The following is a 17,558-nucleotide window of genomic DNA, read 5'->3' as shown; positions in this document are numbered from 1 at the left end:
CAATTGTTACATGAAAATCCTCTCTGAGAAGGCACGCTGAAATGAGTAAGCAAGCCCGGGTGTCTACCGTTAAAAAGAACACGTATGATTGTACGTTGCTAAGTGCTATTGGATTGTTCAATAGAATTAGGGTGGTATCGCGAGTTAACTCGTCCCTTTACTTAGGGACGAGTTTTTTGTATGCCTTTTATACAAAAATAGGTATAGGAGGAATTGGAATGGGAAAAGAAACATTGCAGCAAAGAGAAGAAAGAATTCGCCTCCATTGGCAAGCTGAACATGTTTTTGAAAAGTCTATTGAAAACCGCAAAAATCGCGATTCCTTCGTATTTTACGAAGGACCCCCTACAGCCAATGGACTACCACATGTAGGGCATGCGCTAGGTCGCACAGTAAAAGATGTAGTCGCGCGCTATAAAACAATGCAAGGTTTTTTAGTCGAGCGTAAAGCAGGCTGGGACACACATGGTCTCCCTGTAGAATTGGGTGTGGAAAAGCAGCTCGCTATTTCAGGCAAGCAAGAAATCGAAGCATATGGTATCGAACCGTTTGTACAAAAATGTAGAGAGAGTGTCTTTACGTATGAGAAAATTTGGCGCTCCTTTACAGAGCAATTAGGTTATTGGGTTGATATGGATGAACCTTATGTGACATTAGATAATCGCTATATCGAAAGCGTTTGGCATATACTGAGCAAAGTTCATCAAGATAATTTACTTTATAAAGGACATCGTGTATCGCCATACTGCCCTAGCTGTCAAACATCTTTGAGCTCCCATGAGGTTGCACAAGGCTATAAAGATGTGAAAGATTTATCTGCAACCGTTAAATTTCAATGTGTTGATTCAAATGAAATTTTTTTAGGTTGGACGACAACTCCTTGGACATTGCCAGCCAATGTTGTGCTTGCAATGAATCCTTCTTTAACATATGTGAAGGCACGGCTTGATGGAGATATTTTCATCGTAGCAAAATCACTTGCACTCACTGTACTAGGCGAAAATGCAACGATTGTAAGCGAACATAAAGGGACTGAATTCGAAGGTGTAGCCTACAAACCACCCTTTGACTATGTTTCCGTTGAGCATGGGCATATTGTTGTAATGGCTGATTATGTAACAGAAACGAGCGGTACAGGTGTTGTGCATATCGCTCCAGCGCATGGTGAGGATGATTACCAAACAGTGAAGCTAAATGACTTATCCTTTATCAATATAGTGGACTTACAAGGCTGCTATACAAACGAAATAACAGATTTAGCAGGTCGCTTTGTCAAAGATTGTGATGTCGACATAATCAAGCTGTTAGCTGCTAAGGATTTATTATTCCATAAAGAAAAATACGACCATAGCTACCCGCATTGCTGGCGCTGTGATTCGCCGTTGCTCTATTACGCAACAGATAGCTGGTTCATTCAAATGTCTGCACTAAAAGAGCAATTGCTTGCTAACAATGCAACAGTGACTTGGTATCCTGACCATATTAAAGAGGGTCGCTTCGGTAAATTTCTCGAAAATGTAGTGGACTGGAATATTAGCCGCAATCGTTATTGGGGCACACCTTTAAACGTTTGGATTTGTACAGCATGCGGGCATGAGGAAGCGCCTGAAAGTGTTGCAGCATTAGAAAAACTAGCACAACAGCCGTTGCCTGAAGATTTGCATAAGCCGTATATCGACAATGTTCTTTGTCATTGTCCAAAATGCCATGAAACAATGCAACGTACACCAGAGGTTATTGATGTATGGTTCGATAGTGGCTCGATGCCTTTTGCGCAACATCATTATCCTTTTGAGCAAGAGGAGTTCCAGCAGCAATTCCCTGCGGATGTCGTAATAGAGGGCATCGACCAAACACGCGGCTTTTTCTATAGCTTACTTGCTGTATCTGCACTGTACAAAGGGCAAGCACCATATAAAAATGTTCTTTCATTAGGGCATGTATTAGATGAGCATGGACAAAAAATGTCGAAAAGCAAAGGCAATGCACTAGACCCGATAGACCTAATGAACATTTATGGTGCAGATGCATTACGCTGGGCATTATTAGTAGATAGCTCACCGTGGAATCCAAAGCGCTTTTCTACAAAAATTGTGCAGGAGGCAAAATCTAAACTATTAGATACGCTAGAAAATACGTTTAACTTTTATCAGCTTTATACAAGTATTGACCAGTTTATATTTGATGCCTCACAAAAAGGTACACCGACATTATTAGATGAATGGATTATGTCCCGACTGCATACGACAATTGCAAAAGTTACGATATCTATGGATGATTATCAATTTACGCAAGGTTGTCGGGAAATAGCTAAATTGATGGACGACGTGAGTAATTGGTATGTACGCAGGTCGCGCCAACGCTTTTGGGCTTCTGGTTTTTCTGACGATAAAAGAGCTGCTTTCAATACATTGCACACGGTGTTAAGTGAAGTGTGTAAACTGCTCGCACCTTTCACGCCATTTATCGCAGAGCATATTTATATGCAAATGCACAACAATGCAAGTGTGCATTTACAGGACTATCCAGCTGTCACAGAAGCCTATATCAATGTAGTGCTTGAAAAGGAAATGGCTACTATCGTTCAAATCGTTGAACTAGGACGCAGTATCCGCAATGCCAAAAACTTAAAGGTAAAACAACCTTTAGCTGAAATCATCATTTGCTCGCCAGAAAATCTAAGTAAGTATAACACCATCATTCAAGATGAGCTTAATATTAAAAAAGTGCAATGGCTATATTCTACAGAAGCATTCGTGGAAAAAACCTTGAAGCTGAATTTTAAAACAGCCGGTGCTGCATTTGGCATGCAGGTCAATGCAGTGAAGTCCTATGTAGAAACAATGCCAGTCGAAGAAAAAAATAGTTTACTATGTAATGGACATTTAACGGTTCAACTTGCTGACGAAGCAGTTAAATTGGAGCAGTCGCATCTTTTAATCGAGTCCGTTGTCAAAGATGACTATGTTTTAGCAGAAGATGGCACGTTACAAGTGTTGCTCTATACACATTTGACGAAGGATTTAATTGCCGAAGGATATGTTCGCGACTTTATTCGTTATATTCAAGACCAACGCAAAAAGCTAAACTATCCAATTGAACAATATATTTATTTAACAATTGCCTGTTCATCTGAGCAGCAAGAAATGCTCCAGCAATTTGAAGCATTGCTCAGAGCAAACATATTAGTAATGGATATTCAATTCGAGAGAGCTTTAAATAATTCATCTGCATTTAATTATATGTTTGCACAAGAGGAACTGCACTTCAGTATGAAATTGATTTAAACAACTGAAGGTGTAAGTTTAAGATTGAATTAAAAGGCTTTAAAATCAGTGTTTACAACCTTTTAAAATGACACTTTTCTTTCTGTTAATATATGAGAGCGTCCCCAAGGCAGAGATTACCTGCTTTTGGGACGCTTTAGGTGATGTTTCATCAAAGGTTACTCCACCTTAAATCTCTCAGTTAATTCATTTAACTGTGCTGCGATTTTCGTTAGCTCCTTAGAGTTGTGAACTATCTCTTGCATTGCGGCTGTTGATTTTTGTACGAGATTTGATGTATCCTCAATGCCAGCTTGGGCTTCCTCTGTGACAGCTGCCACATTGCCAATAGCATCGTGGACGCTATTGCTGCGCTCCGAAATTCGCTCTAATTCTACTGTAATATCCTGTATTTGCAGCTGCATTTGCTTTACTGCTAAATGTATATTCGTAAAGATTTCCCCTGTTTCTCTCAAAGTCGTTGTGCCTTTACTTGCCTGCTCATAGCCTAACTCTAACTCTTTTGCAACTTCGCTTGATTCCTGCTGAATTCCCCCAACAATACCGACGATGTCACCGACCGATTTTTTCACTTCCTCCGCCAATTTGCGCACTTCATCTGCGACAATGGCAAAGCCTTTTCCATGCTCACCAGCACGTGCTGCTTCAATAGCCGCATTTAAAGCTAATAAATTCGTTTGTTCTGCAATTCTCTCAATGACAAGTACTAAGCTGGAAATATCTTTAGCATGATGGTCTAACATCTTTACTTGCTGTACTGATTTCTCTACACCTTTATATAAAAGGGAAACATATTGCTCGGTCTCAGTAATTTGCCCAAGCCCTTCATTTGTTAAAGCCATAATACTTTCTGATTTCTTATTTAAAGCATTTCCTTGATAACTCGTTTGCTCAATTTGCCTTGCAAAATCTTGCATCGTCTCGGCTATTTTCACAGTAGCTACCGCCTTCTCCTCCGAGCCTGATGCTAATTCAATCATCGTTTTCGCCACTATATCATTTCCTTGTTTAATTTCCTCTGTGCTACTTAATTGCTCGTTCGACATTTTAACAAGTGCTGAAGAGTGCTGGGAAATACCTTGAATTACTTGCTTCAAGCTATCCGTTGACTTTTGAAATGCTCCTGTCAATATTCCGATTTCATCCGAGCGATTTGTGGAAAAGGTTGTAGACAAATCGCCCTCCCCCACTTTATGTACTTGCATCAAAAGTTTTTTTAGTGGCGATACAAGATAAGTACTTAATACGGAAATAATCGCTATGCTTATTAAGAGTGCAACAATAGCAAAAAGAATTAAGCTCCTTTTTTGCTTCTCCATTTCTGAATAAACGGTTGTGGCATCTAAATCTGCTCCCACAACACCAATGATTTCACCTGAATTTGATTTAATTGGAACATACGCGGAAACGAGCGCACCATAATTTTCTTCATTCGTCATTTCTACTTGTATTTCTCCCGTATTAAAAGCTTGCTCAAGCTGTGGAAGTATTTCTGGACTCTCTTCTTTTTCACCTAGCCAAGATTCGTTTTCATCTCCTACTGGTAAGCCATCTACTACATAAAAATAATCATATCCCCCATTTGTCTGTTGACGCCCCATTGTGTATAAATATTCTAGACCAGTAGATAGGCGATAATGATTAAATTCTTCTCGTAACTCATAGTAGTAGACTAAATCCTGTTCTGCTGCCCCCACTTTAATTTCCCGTTCATATTTTTCAATATCCATTTGACCTAATGACTGCTGAGCAATGGTCATTGCCACATTGCTTAAAGATTGCTCAATTAATTGCATAGAGGACTTATGCACCGTCCACGAAATTACTATAGCTAAAATTAGCACAATAATAGAAAAATAGAATGTTATCTTTTTTTGAATAGTCCCTAACATAGCATCACCCCTTATATGTACTTCAATATTGTGAGCTTCGAGTTTGAAGCTGAAAATAATTCAGATATCCCTCCAATAATTAGCCTATCACTTACCAGACTTTACGACCAGCTATTTTCCCTATTTTAGTTAAATTATATGAGTCTTTTGAATTAAAAAAAGAATAGTGTCATAAAGACACCATTCTTCTTTTCTTATCATTTTCTCCAAAATGTAGCACAATCTGCTTTATCTGCAATATTATAATCAATTATTTTTTCTAATAGCGCATAATCTACCGGCTGCTCCCACTTAATGCGCCATAAATTATCTGTATGCGTATAGCCCGCCTCTTTAATCGCAGCAGAAAATTGAATAATCCCCTCTTTTTCAGGGCTAATTGCCATATGATGCTTTGCGATACTAAAGCCAAGAATAAATGTATCATGGTCTGTAAACATCGGCTGATTCCAAGCAATTTTCTTCCCTAGATTCGGAAATGTTGTTGCTACCCATGACAATACTTCCTTCACCCGATGGCGCTGCTGTGCATCTTCGATTTTCTCCAAATATGGTGCAAAAGTTTCCATCCTATTTTCCTCCTCTAAAAAGTTTATATTTATTTTAACAATATTCATATCGAAAATACATTCCACCGATTTGTTTTACAGTATAATATAGGAAATACCATTTACGTAGGTGATTAAATGCCTTTAGGAATGATTGGCTCTAGGTTAAAAACATTCGCATTGCAAAAAAAAAGCTATTGTTGCTCGCTATGGCGGGGACGAATTTTTACTCATTTGTTCAAATAAAAACAAAAACGACTTGAAGGTTTTGCTGAAACACTGCATAGAGATTTAAGCGCTCTTACTGTAGAAAATGATAACGATATGATTCATTTAAGCTTCAGCATTGGTTTAACGCTTGTGAATGAAGTAGATTCCTTAAAATCCTTATTACAGCAAGCAGATGAAGCATTATATATCGTGAAGAAAAACGGTCGAGGTCATTTCACTTTTTATCCCGCATTAACGGGCAGTAAGCCTCCCATTTCATGACGTAAGTGAAAATACGCATAGGATAAGTCGGAGATTGAACTGCCCGTAAAAGCCCGATTAGTTCAACTAACAATCCGTGGGGATGAGAAAAACCCACACGGATTGAAGTTTCACTTTATCATAACTAGCGCTGTTGCATAGGAAATGGTGATTAGGCTGTCCGAAAAGTCCATTTTGTTTTGACAAAGCATTGAAATCAAGATTTTCATCGCTTCTCTTTTACTAAAGGATAACATCGCTAAAGCCAGTGTTCATCACACTTTCAAAAGATATTATCTCTATTTTTTTTGAGTAAATATTTTGGTGAAACACAATCGCGACTGTCCAAAACGCCTGCTATGCACGGCTTTTTGGACAGTCCCATAACTATTTGATTATTTACGTATATAAGCCATTGCAATTGATTTTGGCGCTGTTTCCACAAAACCAAACTTTTCATAAAGCTTATGCGCCGGTACATCCGCAATTAATGAAACAAAGGCCTGCTTGCTAATTTCAGTATCTAAATAATGCTTAATTTCCGTCATAATCATCTTCCCAAGCCCTTTTCCTTGTTCGTCTGGATGAACGGCGATATCTACAACTACATAGGCTGTACCTCCATCTCCAATAACTCGCCCCATACCTATCAATTCACCATCATCCTTACGAAGAATAACAGAAAAACAGCTATTATTTAAACCCGCTTGCACATGCTCTCGGTCACGTGGTCCCATTCCCGCTAGCTTCCGCAATGTTAAAAACTCATCAACAGTAGGTGTAGTATGTAAAATTTGCATCGTCTCATCCCCTATTTTTTTATTAATATATATCAGGCGTGTTGATTATGCCTTATTTTACAGGTATTGCTCAATAACCTGTTAATTTCCATTGCGAGGGACGCCTTCCCTCCGGGTGCAGCTTCAACTAATTTATTTCGGCATTCGCCGAAATAAATGGATTTTCAACCCGAGACCAACACGATTTTAGCCTCCCTACCTTTAATCTCGATGGAGTCGCCCCCTCCACTTCAATCAACAGGTGTAAGCCCAATAAAAGGAATTTCCCCTAATAGAACACGCTGACTAATAAACAGCATTTCCATACTCAATACGCCTGAGTATATATTATACTACTAGAGCTTGGCATTCTCTAATATGGCACTTCATTCATTTTAATAGGAGTTACTAGTTCTGCTTTCCAGTCCTCATAGATTGCCCCATATAAAACTGTATCTGAGATTGTACCATCCGCATTTTCCCAAGCATTGCGTAAATAGCCTTCCTTCACAAAGCCCGCTTTTGTGAAGCTTTTTCGCATTGCGATATTATCCGCTCGTGTATAACCTTCGATGCGGATTTTACTTTTTTCACCGAATAGGTAGTTTTGTAACCATTTTAACGCTTTCACACCAAGCCCTTTACCACGCGCTTTTGCAGCCAAACGAATATCGAATAACGGAATAGTATCATTAATATCATTAATAATAAGAATACCCATTTTTTCTCCAGCTTCAATAATCCAAAATGTTTCACGCCGGTCTGCATAATAGCCCTTTTTAATAGCTTTTCTCACTGCGTTCGCATCAACCTCTAAATCTGCATGATAGGGCCATTCATTTCCAGTTAGCAACTGAACTAAGTCTTCTGTCTCTCCGTTAAATATTGTTAATTCCATTCAGCTTTCCTCGCCTCTCCTGGCTAAAATAGACCTTACAAAATCCTCTTTATAATCCGTGTAAGCTGCAATGCCTTGTAAACCCGTCACAAAAAAAGATTGCTTTAGCTCTTCATAATGCTTTTTTGCCTCTTCGTTTGCTCTTAAATAATTTCTGAAAAATAAGAGCTCTTGCCATTTCTCTCCCTCATATTGGACAATATGAATAAAATGTGTCTTTATTTGAAATGTATCATCCATAAACTTCGCACATACAATTTCGTCGGGTCGCTCTACACGCAATCTATAAAAGCCTGCCTGCATTAAAGCTTTGAAAAATGGCTTTTCTAGATATGCCAAATCACCTACGCCAACTAAAAGGTCAATGATTGGCTTTGCTCGTATCCCTTCAATTGACGTACTGCCAATATGCTCAATCTGATGGCTCTTTAAATTGGTCAATGCTACTAATTCTTCTCTTGTTTTCTCAAATTCTGTTCGCCATATTTCCTCATAAGGAACGAGTATGACTTCATCATTTCGCAAACCTATATTCATCCTACACCCCTCCCTATTAATAAAGCTAAAGCATTTTTGAAAATATACTAGTCTATTAATATATGGAGATTTATGGTATAATAAAATTATAGAAATTAAAATGCTTCTACCCCAAAATACGTAGTTAACGGAACCTTTCGTCCTACTTTATCCCACACATGATATAGCTCAAAAACCTTTCGTATATCTCCATTATGACAATCCTCTACAATGTATTTCACAGCCTTAGAACTGCGCCAATAATTCAGCATAATAGCAGCTAAGCTTGTTGTTTCATAACTACCTATGCCAAATTCGTCTAAAGAATGCTGCCCATATTTCTCTTTAAATAACTTAATCAATTCACTCTCAATAGCGACTAATTCTTTATACTGCTCAGCCGATAATGTCAGCTTTTGCGACAAATATTCACACATGCCTTCCTCAAACCAAATGCTATTTTCGCGTTCACTATCAAAATCCTCTATAAATAGTTCGAGATGATGTGTTAATTCATGTGCTAACACACAAAACACATGGTCTAATGTTATCTCATTATAATATTTTTCAATACGCTCATTGTGCTGCCCCTCTAGTTGAGTAAGATAAAGCTCACGCCATTCCTGCACACTTGGTGACATACAAATTCTCACCTCATTCGTAAAGGCAGGTACAGGGAAATTTGAAAAAATCGTTGTTGCAGTCTCTTTTGAAGTCCAAACGATTGCCTGCGGTACATCCTCTAAGCCAAATTCTTTTTCCAAAAGTGCTTGATAGGCATTTAGTTTTTCATTCAACTGCTCTATATCAGCAGAGTATGACTGTATTTCCTCAATACTTTCGAACGCAAAAATATTTTTCATTATTTGTAAAGCCCCCTATCTAAATAAGCATTTTCAAATACTTTTCAAAATGAACACCCATATTACGTGGAATTTGCTGCGCATATGTTTCTCCAATAGCGGCTGTCAAAAATTGCGCTGCTAGCTCAATCGCCTCAGGCAGACTATGTCCTCGTAAAACGCCTCCCATAACAGTAGCTGCAAATAAATCACCTGTACCAGAATAACCTGTACCGTTAAAAGGTTGTTGGTTGAAAACAACGGTTCCATCTGCAACGAGCAAATTGCCAATCATCGGCTTTTCTGTAGGAGGTACAATGCCAGTCAACACTACTTTGGCATTTGTTTCTGTAGCCAATTGATGCGCTGCCTCTTGCAATGCTAGCAAATAATCATCCATCGTCGAATAACTATGTAACTTTTCATACGACAACCCTGTTAGCATACAGCATTCCGTTATATTTGGTGTGATAATATCTGCTCGTTTGACAAGCTCCTTCATACGTTCTAATAAGCGACCTGTGAACAATGGATAGCCCTCACCTTGGTCACCCATGACCGGGTCAACAAGCACAATTGTTTCCTCACGCTGAAAAGTATCTAGAAATTCAAAAATATGCTGAATTTGCTCTTCTCCCATAACAAAGCCTGTTAAAACACCATCAAAGCTTTCATTCATTTTTCTCCATTCTTCTGTAAAATGCCCCATTTTTGAAGTCAAATCCTCACAAAAAAAGCTTGGAAACTCTGTTTGTGCTGTCAAAATTGCTGTTGGCAGTGGACAAACTTGTACACCCATCACCGATAAAACTGGCAACGCAGCAGTTAAAGAGCATTTACCAAAAGAGGACATATCTTGTATAACAGCTACCTTTTTCATCCCTATCATCCACCAATCAAATTCTAATATGTTCATCTTAACAAACCATAGCTATACTGGACAATTGTTTTAGTCACAAACTGACCACTACATTTTAAACAGAATTGGTACTTTTATAACAATCAGATATTTGCTAAAGTAATTGATAATTTCAATAATAGTAAGGAGAATGACAATGCAACAAGCACACAATATACAAAAACAACAAAGTAAAACATTTGATTTGGTTATTACAGCTATTCTGATTGCCCTTGTTTTCATTGCAACTTTTATTAATATTAAGCTGCCTATTATGGCGAAAGGGGGGCTTGTTCACTTAGGTACAGCAATGCTCTTTACCATTGCCATTTTGTTTGGACCAAAAAAAGGAGCGATTGCTGGCGCTTTTGGTATGGGGCTTTTTGATATTTTCGGTGGCTGGCTGATTTGGGCCCCAATTACAATTGTAGCGCGCTTTTTCCAAGGTTTTATTGTAGGAAAAATTGCGTATATGAGTGGAAAAAAAGGAACAAGCATGGTTATGAACATCGTCGCAGCGGTTGCTTCTGTTCCTGTAATGCTGGCAATTTATTATATCGGTGAAGTTATTTTATATAGCAACTGGATTGCACCTCTAGCATCAATCCCTGGTGATTTACTACAAAATGCTTTAGGTTTAGCTATCGCGATTCCACTTTGTGCAGTATTGAAAAAAGCGCCTTACTTTAAAAATACGTGAAACTTAATTCAACACAGACTTAAAGTTGTAAAAAGCGCATGAAACCAAGTTATGATTTGGGTTTCATGCGCTTTATTCATGCTAATTATTTTTTCGCGAAATAGTCTAATGTTGCCTGCCCTAAAACATTTGCTGCAATTCGTAATGAGCGTTCATCGATATCGAACTTAGGATGATGGTGTGGATATACTTCCTCCCATTCAGGGTTTTTTGCCCCTGTGAAGAAGAATGCTCCCGGGATTTTCTCTAAGAAATATGCGAAATCCTCTCCCCCCATATTCGGGTCTACGATTTCAACAGCTTCCACCTCTGCAACTTTTTCTGCTGACGCCATCACATGTTCTGTCTCTGCCTCATGGTTCACTACAGGTGGATAGCCTCGAACATACTCATACTCATAGTTTGCCTTTGTTAAATAACATGTCGCCTTTAACAGCTCCTCGATTTCATGTTCTAACAAAGCACGCTCTTCTTCATGGAAAGTACGCACAGTACCCTTCATATATACTTGGTCAGCGATAACATTGAAAGGGTTTAATGCTTCAATATGTCCAATCGACACAACAGCTGGACGTAATGGATTGACGCGACGTGCAACAAGCTGCTGTAAATTCGTAATAAACTGTGCTGCAAGAACAATCGAATCCTTCGTGTCACTTGGGTTTGAACCATGACCACCCTTTCCTTTAATCGTAATATAAACACCATCTGCTGCAGCCATTAATGGACCTACTGCAGTTTGCACTTTGCCAAGCTCAGCTGGTGCCCATAAATGCGTACCAAAAATCACGTCTACACCTTCTAAACAGCCATCCTCAATCATTGCAATCGCTCCACCCGGGGCAAGCTCCTCCGCATGCTGATGAATGAACACGATTGTCCCCTCTAAATCATCCTTCATTTGATTGAAGGCTTTCGCTAAGATTAATAGTGAAGCTGTATGCCCATCATGCCCACATGCATGCATACGCCCTTTTACTTTGGACTGGAAAGGTAGACCCGTCTCCTCCGTAATTGCTAGAGCGTCAAAATCCGCGCGCAATGCAACTGTTTTCCCAGGTTTGCCACCTACTAGCTTTGCAACAACTCCATTGCCACCAACTCCCTCACGCACTTCATGACCTAGTGCTCGATGAAATGCAGCAATCGTTTTCGGCGTTTCTACCTCTTCAAAAGAGAGCTCGGGATTTTCATGGAAATGACGACGAAGCTGAATCGTTTCCTCTTCATATTGCTTTAATAAATCTGCTAGTTGTTGCTGTAAAGCTGTCATAAATAACACTCCTTATTATGTAAGTCAATTTATCTAGTCCGAAACTGATTAGAACTATAATGCAAATATTATAACATAATTGCATCACTATTCTGTTAATTTGGGATTTCATTTCTCAATGTAAACCGGATAGAATTGTTTCATCCTACTCTTTAATAATATGTAAAATATCATTAAAATCATTGACAATATAATCTGCTCGCTCTAATTCGCTTTCTTGTGCAAAATCGAAGCGAACGCCGATAGACTTTAATTGATTATCAAGTGCCGCATGGATATCCGATGAGCGGTCTCCTACAACATACCCTGTCTCAATATTATTTTCCACTTTGACTAGTTGCACTAATTCCGCTTTATTTCCAGAGGCAATCAAATCAATACTATAAACCCCCTGAATAAATCTCTTTAGCTGATATTGCTCTACAATAGCTTGTAAATAAGCTGTTTGCCCATTACTTGCTATATATAATGGGTAGCTCCCCGCTAATTGCTTTAATGTTTCTTCCACCCCCATGTATAAAGCGCCTCTACCTTTTTTTATTTGCTCAATTAACGCCTCTTGAAATAGGTGATTGCTTTCTATATGCTGGGCTGCGCTATGTTTTGGACATAAAGTTGCCCAGACAACCGGCAAAGGCACCCCCATAATATCACGGTATTTTTCAATAGGTGTTGTACCTACCCATTTCCCATTTGAACGCAATATTTCAAAGGTAGCTTCTAAAGCAGGCTCCAAAATCAAATTTGTTTGAAATAACGTACCATCCATATCAAAAATAATTGAGGTGTTCATATTTTCCCCTCCTTCATTTATATGTTTAACGACTAGCTGAATCACACAATAATAATTGAAAGGCTCTAAAACAAATCAATTGCGCGTATCGTCCAGATTTTTTGAATTTCCTGTTATGTCAGAGCTACTTTGTCCTTCTGAATAGCCTTGTGACTTTACTATTTCTTCAATCGCACAACGATAATCTCGCAATCCTCTACCGCTTCAAGGCTATGCTTTTCGCTCGGCTCAAGCATTAGTAATGCGTTCGCATCAAGCTCCGTTTCTTGCCCTTCAACATGAAATTTTACACGCCCTTTTCGGCACACAATTAATACCTCTCCAGGCGCTGAATGCTCCGCTACTGATTCACCAGCTCTTAACTGAATATTCATTACATCATAGCCAGTGCCTGCTCCCACTTTACCTGCATGTTTAACCTTGTCTTGTAATAACTGCTCCACTTGAATACGTTGCATTTGAAATACCCCTCCATATTAATATTCGATATCTATACTCACTTCACAAGCGTGTTGGATATTTGAAACACACTCTTTCCCTCATCATATCATTCTTTTTTCCATCGTTACAGTTGACACAATTTCTCCTGCTTTATTCACTGTGTTTTTTTCTTCAATATTCATCCGTATCAATTAAGAAATAATCGTAAATAAGGGAGTGACAACTATGTAGGTGCTTGGTGTTTTTTCGTTCTAGGAATCGTTAATGATAATTGGACATTTATCCCGCATTAACAGGCAGTAAGACACCCACTTTAAGATTTGAGTGAAAATATGCTAAAGGATAAGTGGGCAATCAACTGTCCGTAAAAGCCCGATTGGTTCAACAAACAATCAGTGGAGGATGAGGAAAACCCCCACTGATTGAAGTTTCACTTTAATATTAGGTATTGCATTATCTATTGTTTTTTATGTTACGAAAAGCAAATCATCTAATGATGAATACACTTGAAGCCCGACACTATCTAATTGCGAGATAGTGTCGGGCTTCATATTTATCATATAGTTTTAGGTTTATTCCATGTTGTTATTTAATAAGCCTTTTTCAGCCTTTCTTGACGCTTCATTGGGTCAAGACGACGTTCTAGCCAGCCGAGACCAACGTCAACAATGATAGCCATTAATGCTGTTGGAATTGCGCCTGCTAAAATAATAGCTGTTCCATCTGTTGCGTTTGTTCCGCGAATAATAATATCGCCTAGTCCACCTGCACCAATAAAGGCTCCAATTGCTGTAATACCTATAGCGATGACGAGGGCAATACGGATACCTGTAATAATAATTGATAGAGCTAGTGGCAGCTCAATCATATATAGTACTTGCTGACGCGTCATGCCCATTCCTCGCCCTGCATCTGTTAAGCTTTTGTCAATTGTCGTAATGCCTGTGTAAGTATTTTTAATAATCGGTAGCAATGAATATAAAAACACCGTAACAATTACGGTCGTCTTACCTAATCCAAGCACAAGCATAATCATAGCCATTAGCGCAAGAGCTGGAATCGTTTGAATAATGTTTGCTAATGTAATAATAGGTCCTGCTAGCCTCATGTTTTTCGCAATGAAAATACCAATAGGGATGCCAAAAAGTGTCGCAAGTAAAACGCCATATATTGAAATTAAAAAATGCGTCATAAACTGTCCTAGCACATAAAAGCCGTTTTCCTGAAAATAGTAAATGAACTGCTCAAAGGTGCTTAATTGCGATAAATCCTGCATTACTCCTCACCTCCCTCTTCACTAAAATAATTATTTTCCATTAAGAAGTTTTTCGCTACTACAGCAGGCTCCAATAAATTATTATCACATAAATAATTGAGCTCCTGCATTTGTGCTGTTGAAATTTTGCCAACTAGTCGATTAATAACAGCCTCTAGCTCAGGTTTTGCTGCCAATATTTCATTCGTAGCGAGTGCGCTTGTTTCATATGGGGGGAAGAAATGCAAATCGTCCTCTAGCACCTTTAAATTGTAGGAGGCAATTCTACCATCTGTTGTATAGCCTAGCACAACTTCTACTTCACCAGCCTGCACCGCATCATACACTAAGCCAATTTGCATCGGATATGTACGCTTAAATTCAAAGCCATATTCTTGTACAAATGCCTTAAAGCCATCACCTTCACGGTTTAGCCACGATGTATCGACACCCGCCTCAATATCCTTAGCAATTGCAGCTAAATCACTCACTTTATTTAAGTTATACTTCTCTGCTGTTTCCTGAGAAACCATAAATGCATAGGTATTTTCAAAGCCATACGTATCAAAAAACTTTTGATTAAATTGCTCAGCAAATGCTTTTTGTACATATTTCATTGCTTCTTTTGGGTCTTTAATAGGCTCTGCCTGTAGTGCGCCTGTCAAATCAGTTCCTGTATAACGAGCAGCTGAAACATTCGCATCACCATTTACCATCGCTTGATGTGCCACAGTGCTTGAGCCAAGATTATTAATTAATTCTACTTCTTCATCTGTGTAATGCTCAATCATTTCCTTAAGCATATGACCCATAATTTGTGATTCAGTAGTAACCATTGTCGCTACTTTTATTTTTTCTATGCTATTCTTTTGTCCACCTGACAAAGAACACCCAGTTAAAATTGTCAGCGCAAGTAATATACTACCGAAAACTGTTATCGTTTTTTTCATCATCTTACGCCTCATTTCTCTACTTTTAATCCTCTTGGTGTAACCCAAATTTCCACCTTTGACAAAATAAAATCTGTTAATAATGCTAAAATCGTAACGAGTACAGCCCCGCCAATAATTAAATCAGTTTGATATAAATTCAAGCCATTAAATACAAAATCCCCTAAGCCACCTGCACCTATGTAAGAGGCTAATGTTGCCCATGCGATAACATATACTGCGGATAACCGAATGCCCGCCATAATAACGGGGATTGCTAAAGGGAGTTCAATCATCCAAATAGACTGCACTTGTGTCATTCCCATACTAATGCCGGCTTTTTTTACATCGCCATTAACAGATTTCATGCCGATAAACGTATTATTTAAAATTGGTAATAGTGTATAAATAAATAGCGCAACGATAGCTGGTACTTTACCAACGCCTAAAAAAGGAATCATAATTGCTAAAATAGCAAGTGAAGGCAATGTTTGAAAAACACTCGTAATGGCTAATACGATTTTTGCTAAACGTGTCGTTTTGGAGAGTACTACACCAAGTGGAATCGCAACAATCGCTCCTAAAAATAAGGCGATAATTGAAATATAAAAATGCTCCCATGTTTTTAGTACAATGTCACCCGTATTTTGTGTGAAGAAATCAATCATATAGATTCCTCCTCAGTCGTTATCTTATTTACTAGTAGCGCGTTCTCTTCCTTCTCATCACCCCAAATTGTGTCATATATTGTATCAACTATATTGGCACGAGTAATAAGACCAATTAATCGCTTGTCCTCGTCTACTACAGGGATATTTTGGAGATTCCGCTTCAAAATACGGCGTACTGAATCCTGCAGTTTTGTGCCAGTTTTTACATAAGCGACTTCCCGTTGCATTACTTCATCAATGCTTTGGCGATTACGCTGCGGGCTCGTAAAGCTTTCCACATTCAAGTAACCGATGAGGTGCTTATTAGCATCTGTTACAAATAAAGTATCCACCCGCTTTGATACCATTAAACGTAGTGCTTCATCTAAGCTTTTTTCAATTGTAATAGAAATGGGATTAATCATTACCTCATCTACAGTTTTTACACTTGGTTTACTTTGAATGAGACGATGCGAACCTATAAAGTCACGCACAAAATCATTTGCAGGATTAGCTAAAATATTATCTGGGGTATCAAATTGCACAACTTTCCCATCGTGCATAATACAAATACGGTCTGCTAATTTGATTGCTTCATCCATATCATGCGTAACAAAAATCACGGTTTTGCCGAGGCGAATTTGTAGGTCCTTCATTAAATCCTGCAATGTGTCGCGCGTTATTGGGTCGAGTGCACCAAATGGCTCGTCCATTAGAATAATATCTTGATTAGCCGCTAGTGCACGTACAACACCTATTCGTTGCTGCTGCCCACCCGATAACTGCGCAGGATACATGTCTAAATAAGAGGTAGGTAAATTAACAAGCTCAATTAAACGCTCTGCTACATTATCTTTCTTTTCCTTGTCCCATTTCAAAAGTCTTGGAACAAGTGTTATATTATCGCGTATCGTCATGTGGGGCATTAACCCAATTTGTTGAATAACATAACCGATTTGTCTGCGGAGCTGAACAGGATTTATTTTCGATAAGTCCGTCCCATCCAATAAAATTTTTCCGCTTGTCGGCTCCACCATACGATTAATCATTCGTAATGCGGTTGTTTTTCCACTCCCACTTGTTCCGATAAATGCGATAAATTCGCCTTTTTCGATATTGATTGTTAAATTATCAACGGCTTTTTTCCCGCCACGGTACGTTTTGGTCAGATTTTGAATAGAAAGCATCCAATCACACTCCTTCATAAAATAGCTAATTGCATTTATTTATACCCACATTTCATCATAAAAACGCAATCATTTACCGAATTAACTCTATAAAAGTAACAACTTATCTTTTTAAACGAGTTGTTTGTTTAAATATTATAGAGGAAATGCTTTTAATGAGCAAATATCCGTCCCCTAAAAGATGTGGTTTTTAGTTAAA

At 38.5% G+C, this 17,558-nt stretch carries 16 protein-coding genes, 1 pseudogene and 1 other annotated feature (1 of these 18 running past the window's edge); of the genes and pseudogenes, 3 read left to right on the top strand and 14 right to left on the bottom strand.

The window, feature by feature from the left end; genetic code table 11:
• Window positions 1–160 (top strand) — a binding site (T-box leader); it begins 76 nt to the left of the window's first position.
• Between the two features lie 58 nt (window positions 161–218).
• Window positions 219–3,287, top strand: a complete 3,069-nt coding sequence (ileS, locus tag MHB51_RS13480) for an isoleucine--tRNA ligase (protein WP_342558361.1) — start codon at window positions 219–221, stop codon at window positions 3,285–3,287.
• Between the two features lie 158 nt (window positions 3,288–3,445).
• Here ileS and MHB51_RS13475 read toward each other — a convergent pair whose 3' ends face one another.
• On the bottom strand, window positions 3,446–5,179 hold the full coding sequence (locus tag MHB51_RS13475; protein WP_342558360.1) for a methyl-accepting chemotaxis protein: 1,734 nt from the start codon (window positions 5,177–5,179) through the stop codon (window positions 3,446–3,448).
• A 197-nt stretch (window positions 5,180–5,376) separates the two neighbouring features.
• Window positions 5,377–5,748 (bottom strand): iron chaperone, encoded by a 372-nt coding sequence (locus MHB51_RS13470; RefSeq protein WP_342558359.1) that lies wholly within the window; start codon window positions 5,746–5,748, stop codon window positions 5,377–5,379.
• Between the two features lie 243 nt (window positions 5,749–5,991).
• Between MHB51_RS13470 and MHB51_RS13465 the strand changes: the two are divergent.
• Window positions 5,992–6,219: pseudogene (locus tag MHB51_RS13465) on the top strand (diguanylate cyclase); the annotation flags it as partial.
• A 374-nt stretch (window positions 6,220–6,593) separates the two neighbouring features.
• Here the strand turns inward: MHB51_RS13465 and MHB51_RS13460 are convergent.
• The 5 genes from MHB51_RS13460 to MHB51_RS13440 form a co-directional block, all read right to left on the bottom strand.
• Window positions 6,594–6,998: a GNAT family N-acetyltransferase gene (locus MHB51_RS13460; protein ID WP_066165441.1), complete on the bottom strand. Its 405-nt coding sequence runs from the start codon at window positions 6,996–6,998 to the stop codon at window positions 6,594–6,596.
• A 352-nt stretch (window positions 6,999–7,350) separates the two neighbouring features.
• Entirely contained in the window at window positions 7,351–7,875 is a 525-nt protein-coding gene (locus MHB51_RS13455; RefSeq protein ID WP_342558358.1) for a GNAT family protein, read from the bottom strand.
• A complete protein-coding gene (locus MHB51_RS13450; protein ID WP_342558357.1) occupies window positions 7,876–8,412 on the bottom strand; it encodes a GrpB family protein in 537 nt (178 codons plus the stop codon).
• 95 nt (window positions 8,413–8,507) lie between these two features.
• On the bottom strand, window positions 8,508–9,254 hold the full coding sequence (locus MHB51_RS13445; protein WP_342558356.1) for a hypothetical protein: 747 nt from the start codon (window positions 9,252–9,254) through the stop codon (window positions 8,508–8,510).
• Window positions 9,255–9,273: 19 nt separating this feature from the next.
• Window positions 9,274–10,113 (bottom strand): pyridoxamine kinase, encoded by an 840-nt coding sequence (locus MHB51_RS13440; protein ID WP_066165426.1) that lies wholly within the window; start codon window positions 10,111–10,113, stop codon window positions 9,274–9,276.
• Window positions 10,114–10,288: 175 nt separating this feature from the next.
• On the opposite strand from MHB51_RS13440, the gene MHB51_RS13435 reads away from it, so the two are divergent.
• Window positions 10,289–10,831 (top strand): ECF transporter S component, encoded by a 543-nt coding sequence (locus MHB51_RS13435; RefSeq protein ID WP_342558355.1) that lies wholly within the window; start codon window positions 10,289–10,291, stop codon window positions 10,829–10,831.
• Between the two features lie 85 nt (window positions 10,832–10,916).
• Here the strand turns inward: MHB51_RS13435 and MHB51_RS13430 are convergent, their stop codons facing one another.
• The 7 genes from MHB51_RS13430 to MHB51_RS13400 form a co-directional block, all read right to left on the bottom strand.
• Entirely contained in the window at window positions 10,917–12,104 is a 1,188-nt protein-coding gene (locus MHB51_RS13430; RefSeq protein WP_066165418.1) for an amidohydrolase, read from the bottom strand.
• Between the two features lie 145 nt (window positions 12,105–12,249).
• Window positions 12,250–12,897: an HAD hydrolase-like protein gene (locus MHB51_RS13425; protein ID WP_066165416.1), complete on the bottom strand. Its 648-nt coding sequence runs from the start codon at window positions 12,895–12,897 to the stop codon at window positions 12,250–12,252.
• 158 nt (window positions 12,898–13,055) lie between these two features.
• Complete coding sequence (locus MHB51_RS13420; RefSeq protein ID WP_066165413.1) at window positions 13,056–13,355, bottom strand: cupin domain-containing protein; 300 nt, start codon at window positions 13,353–13,355, stop codon at window positions 13,056–13,058.
• Window positions 13,356–13,927: 572 nt separating this feature from the next.
• Window positions 13,928–14,614, bottom strand: coding sequence for an ABC transporter permease (locus MHB51_RS13415; RefSeq protein ID WP_342558354.1), 687 nt, complete (start codon window positions 14,612–14,614; stop codon window positions 13,928–13,930).
• On the bottom strand, window positions 14,614–15,543 hold the full coding sequence (locus tag MHB51_RS13410) for an osmoprotectant ABC transporter substrate-binding protein (RefSeq protein ID WP_342473202.1): 930 nt from the start codon (window positions 15,541–15,543) through the stop codon (window positions 14,614–14,616). Before MHB51_RS13410 ends, MHB51_RS13415 begins: the two co-directional genes overlap by 1 nt.
• Before the next feature lie 11 nt (window positions 15,544–15,554).
• Window positions 15,555–16,190 carry an ABC transporter permease gene (locus tag MHB51_RS13405; RefSeq protein ID WP_066165406.1) on the bottom strand — a complete coding sequence of 212 codons (636 nt, stop codon included), beginning with the start codon at window positions 16,188–16,190 and terminating at the stop codon, window positions 15,555–15,557.
• Window positions 16,187–17,359, bottom strand: coding sequence for an ABC transporter ATP-binding protein (locus MHB51_RS13400; RefSeq protein WP_342471707.1), 1,173 nt, complete (start codon window positions 17,357–17,359; stop codon window positions 16,187–16,189). Before MHB51_RS13400 ends, MHB51_RS13405 begins: the two co-directional genes overlap by 4 nt.
• Between the last annotated feature and the right edge of the window lie 199 nt (window positions 17,360–17,558).

The organism is Metasolibacillus sp. FSL K6-0083, from assembly GCF_038630865.1.
Lineage (GTDB): Bacteria > Bacillota > Bacilli > Bacillales_A > Planococcaceae > Metasolibacillus > Metasolibacillus fluoroglycofenilyticus.
This window is presented reverse-complemented; position numbering and strand designations above follow the sequence as displayed.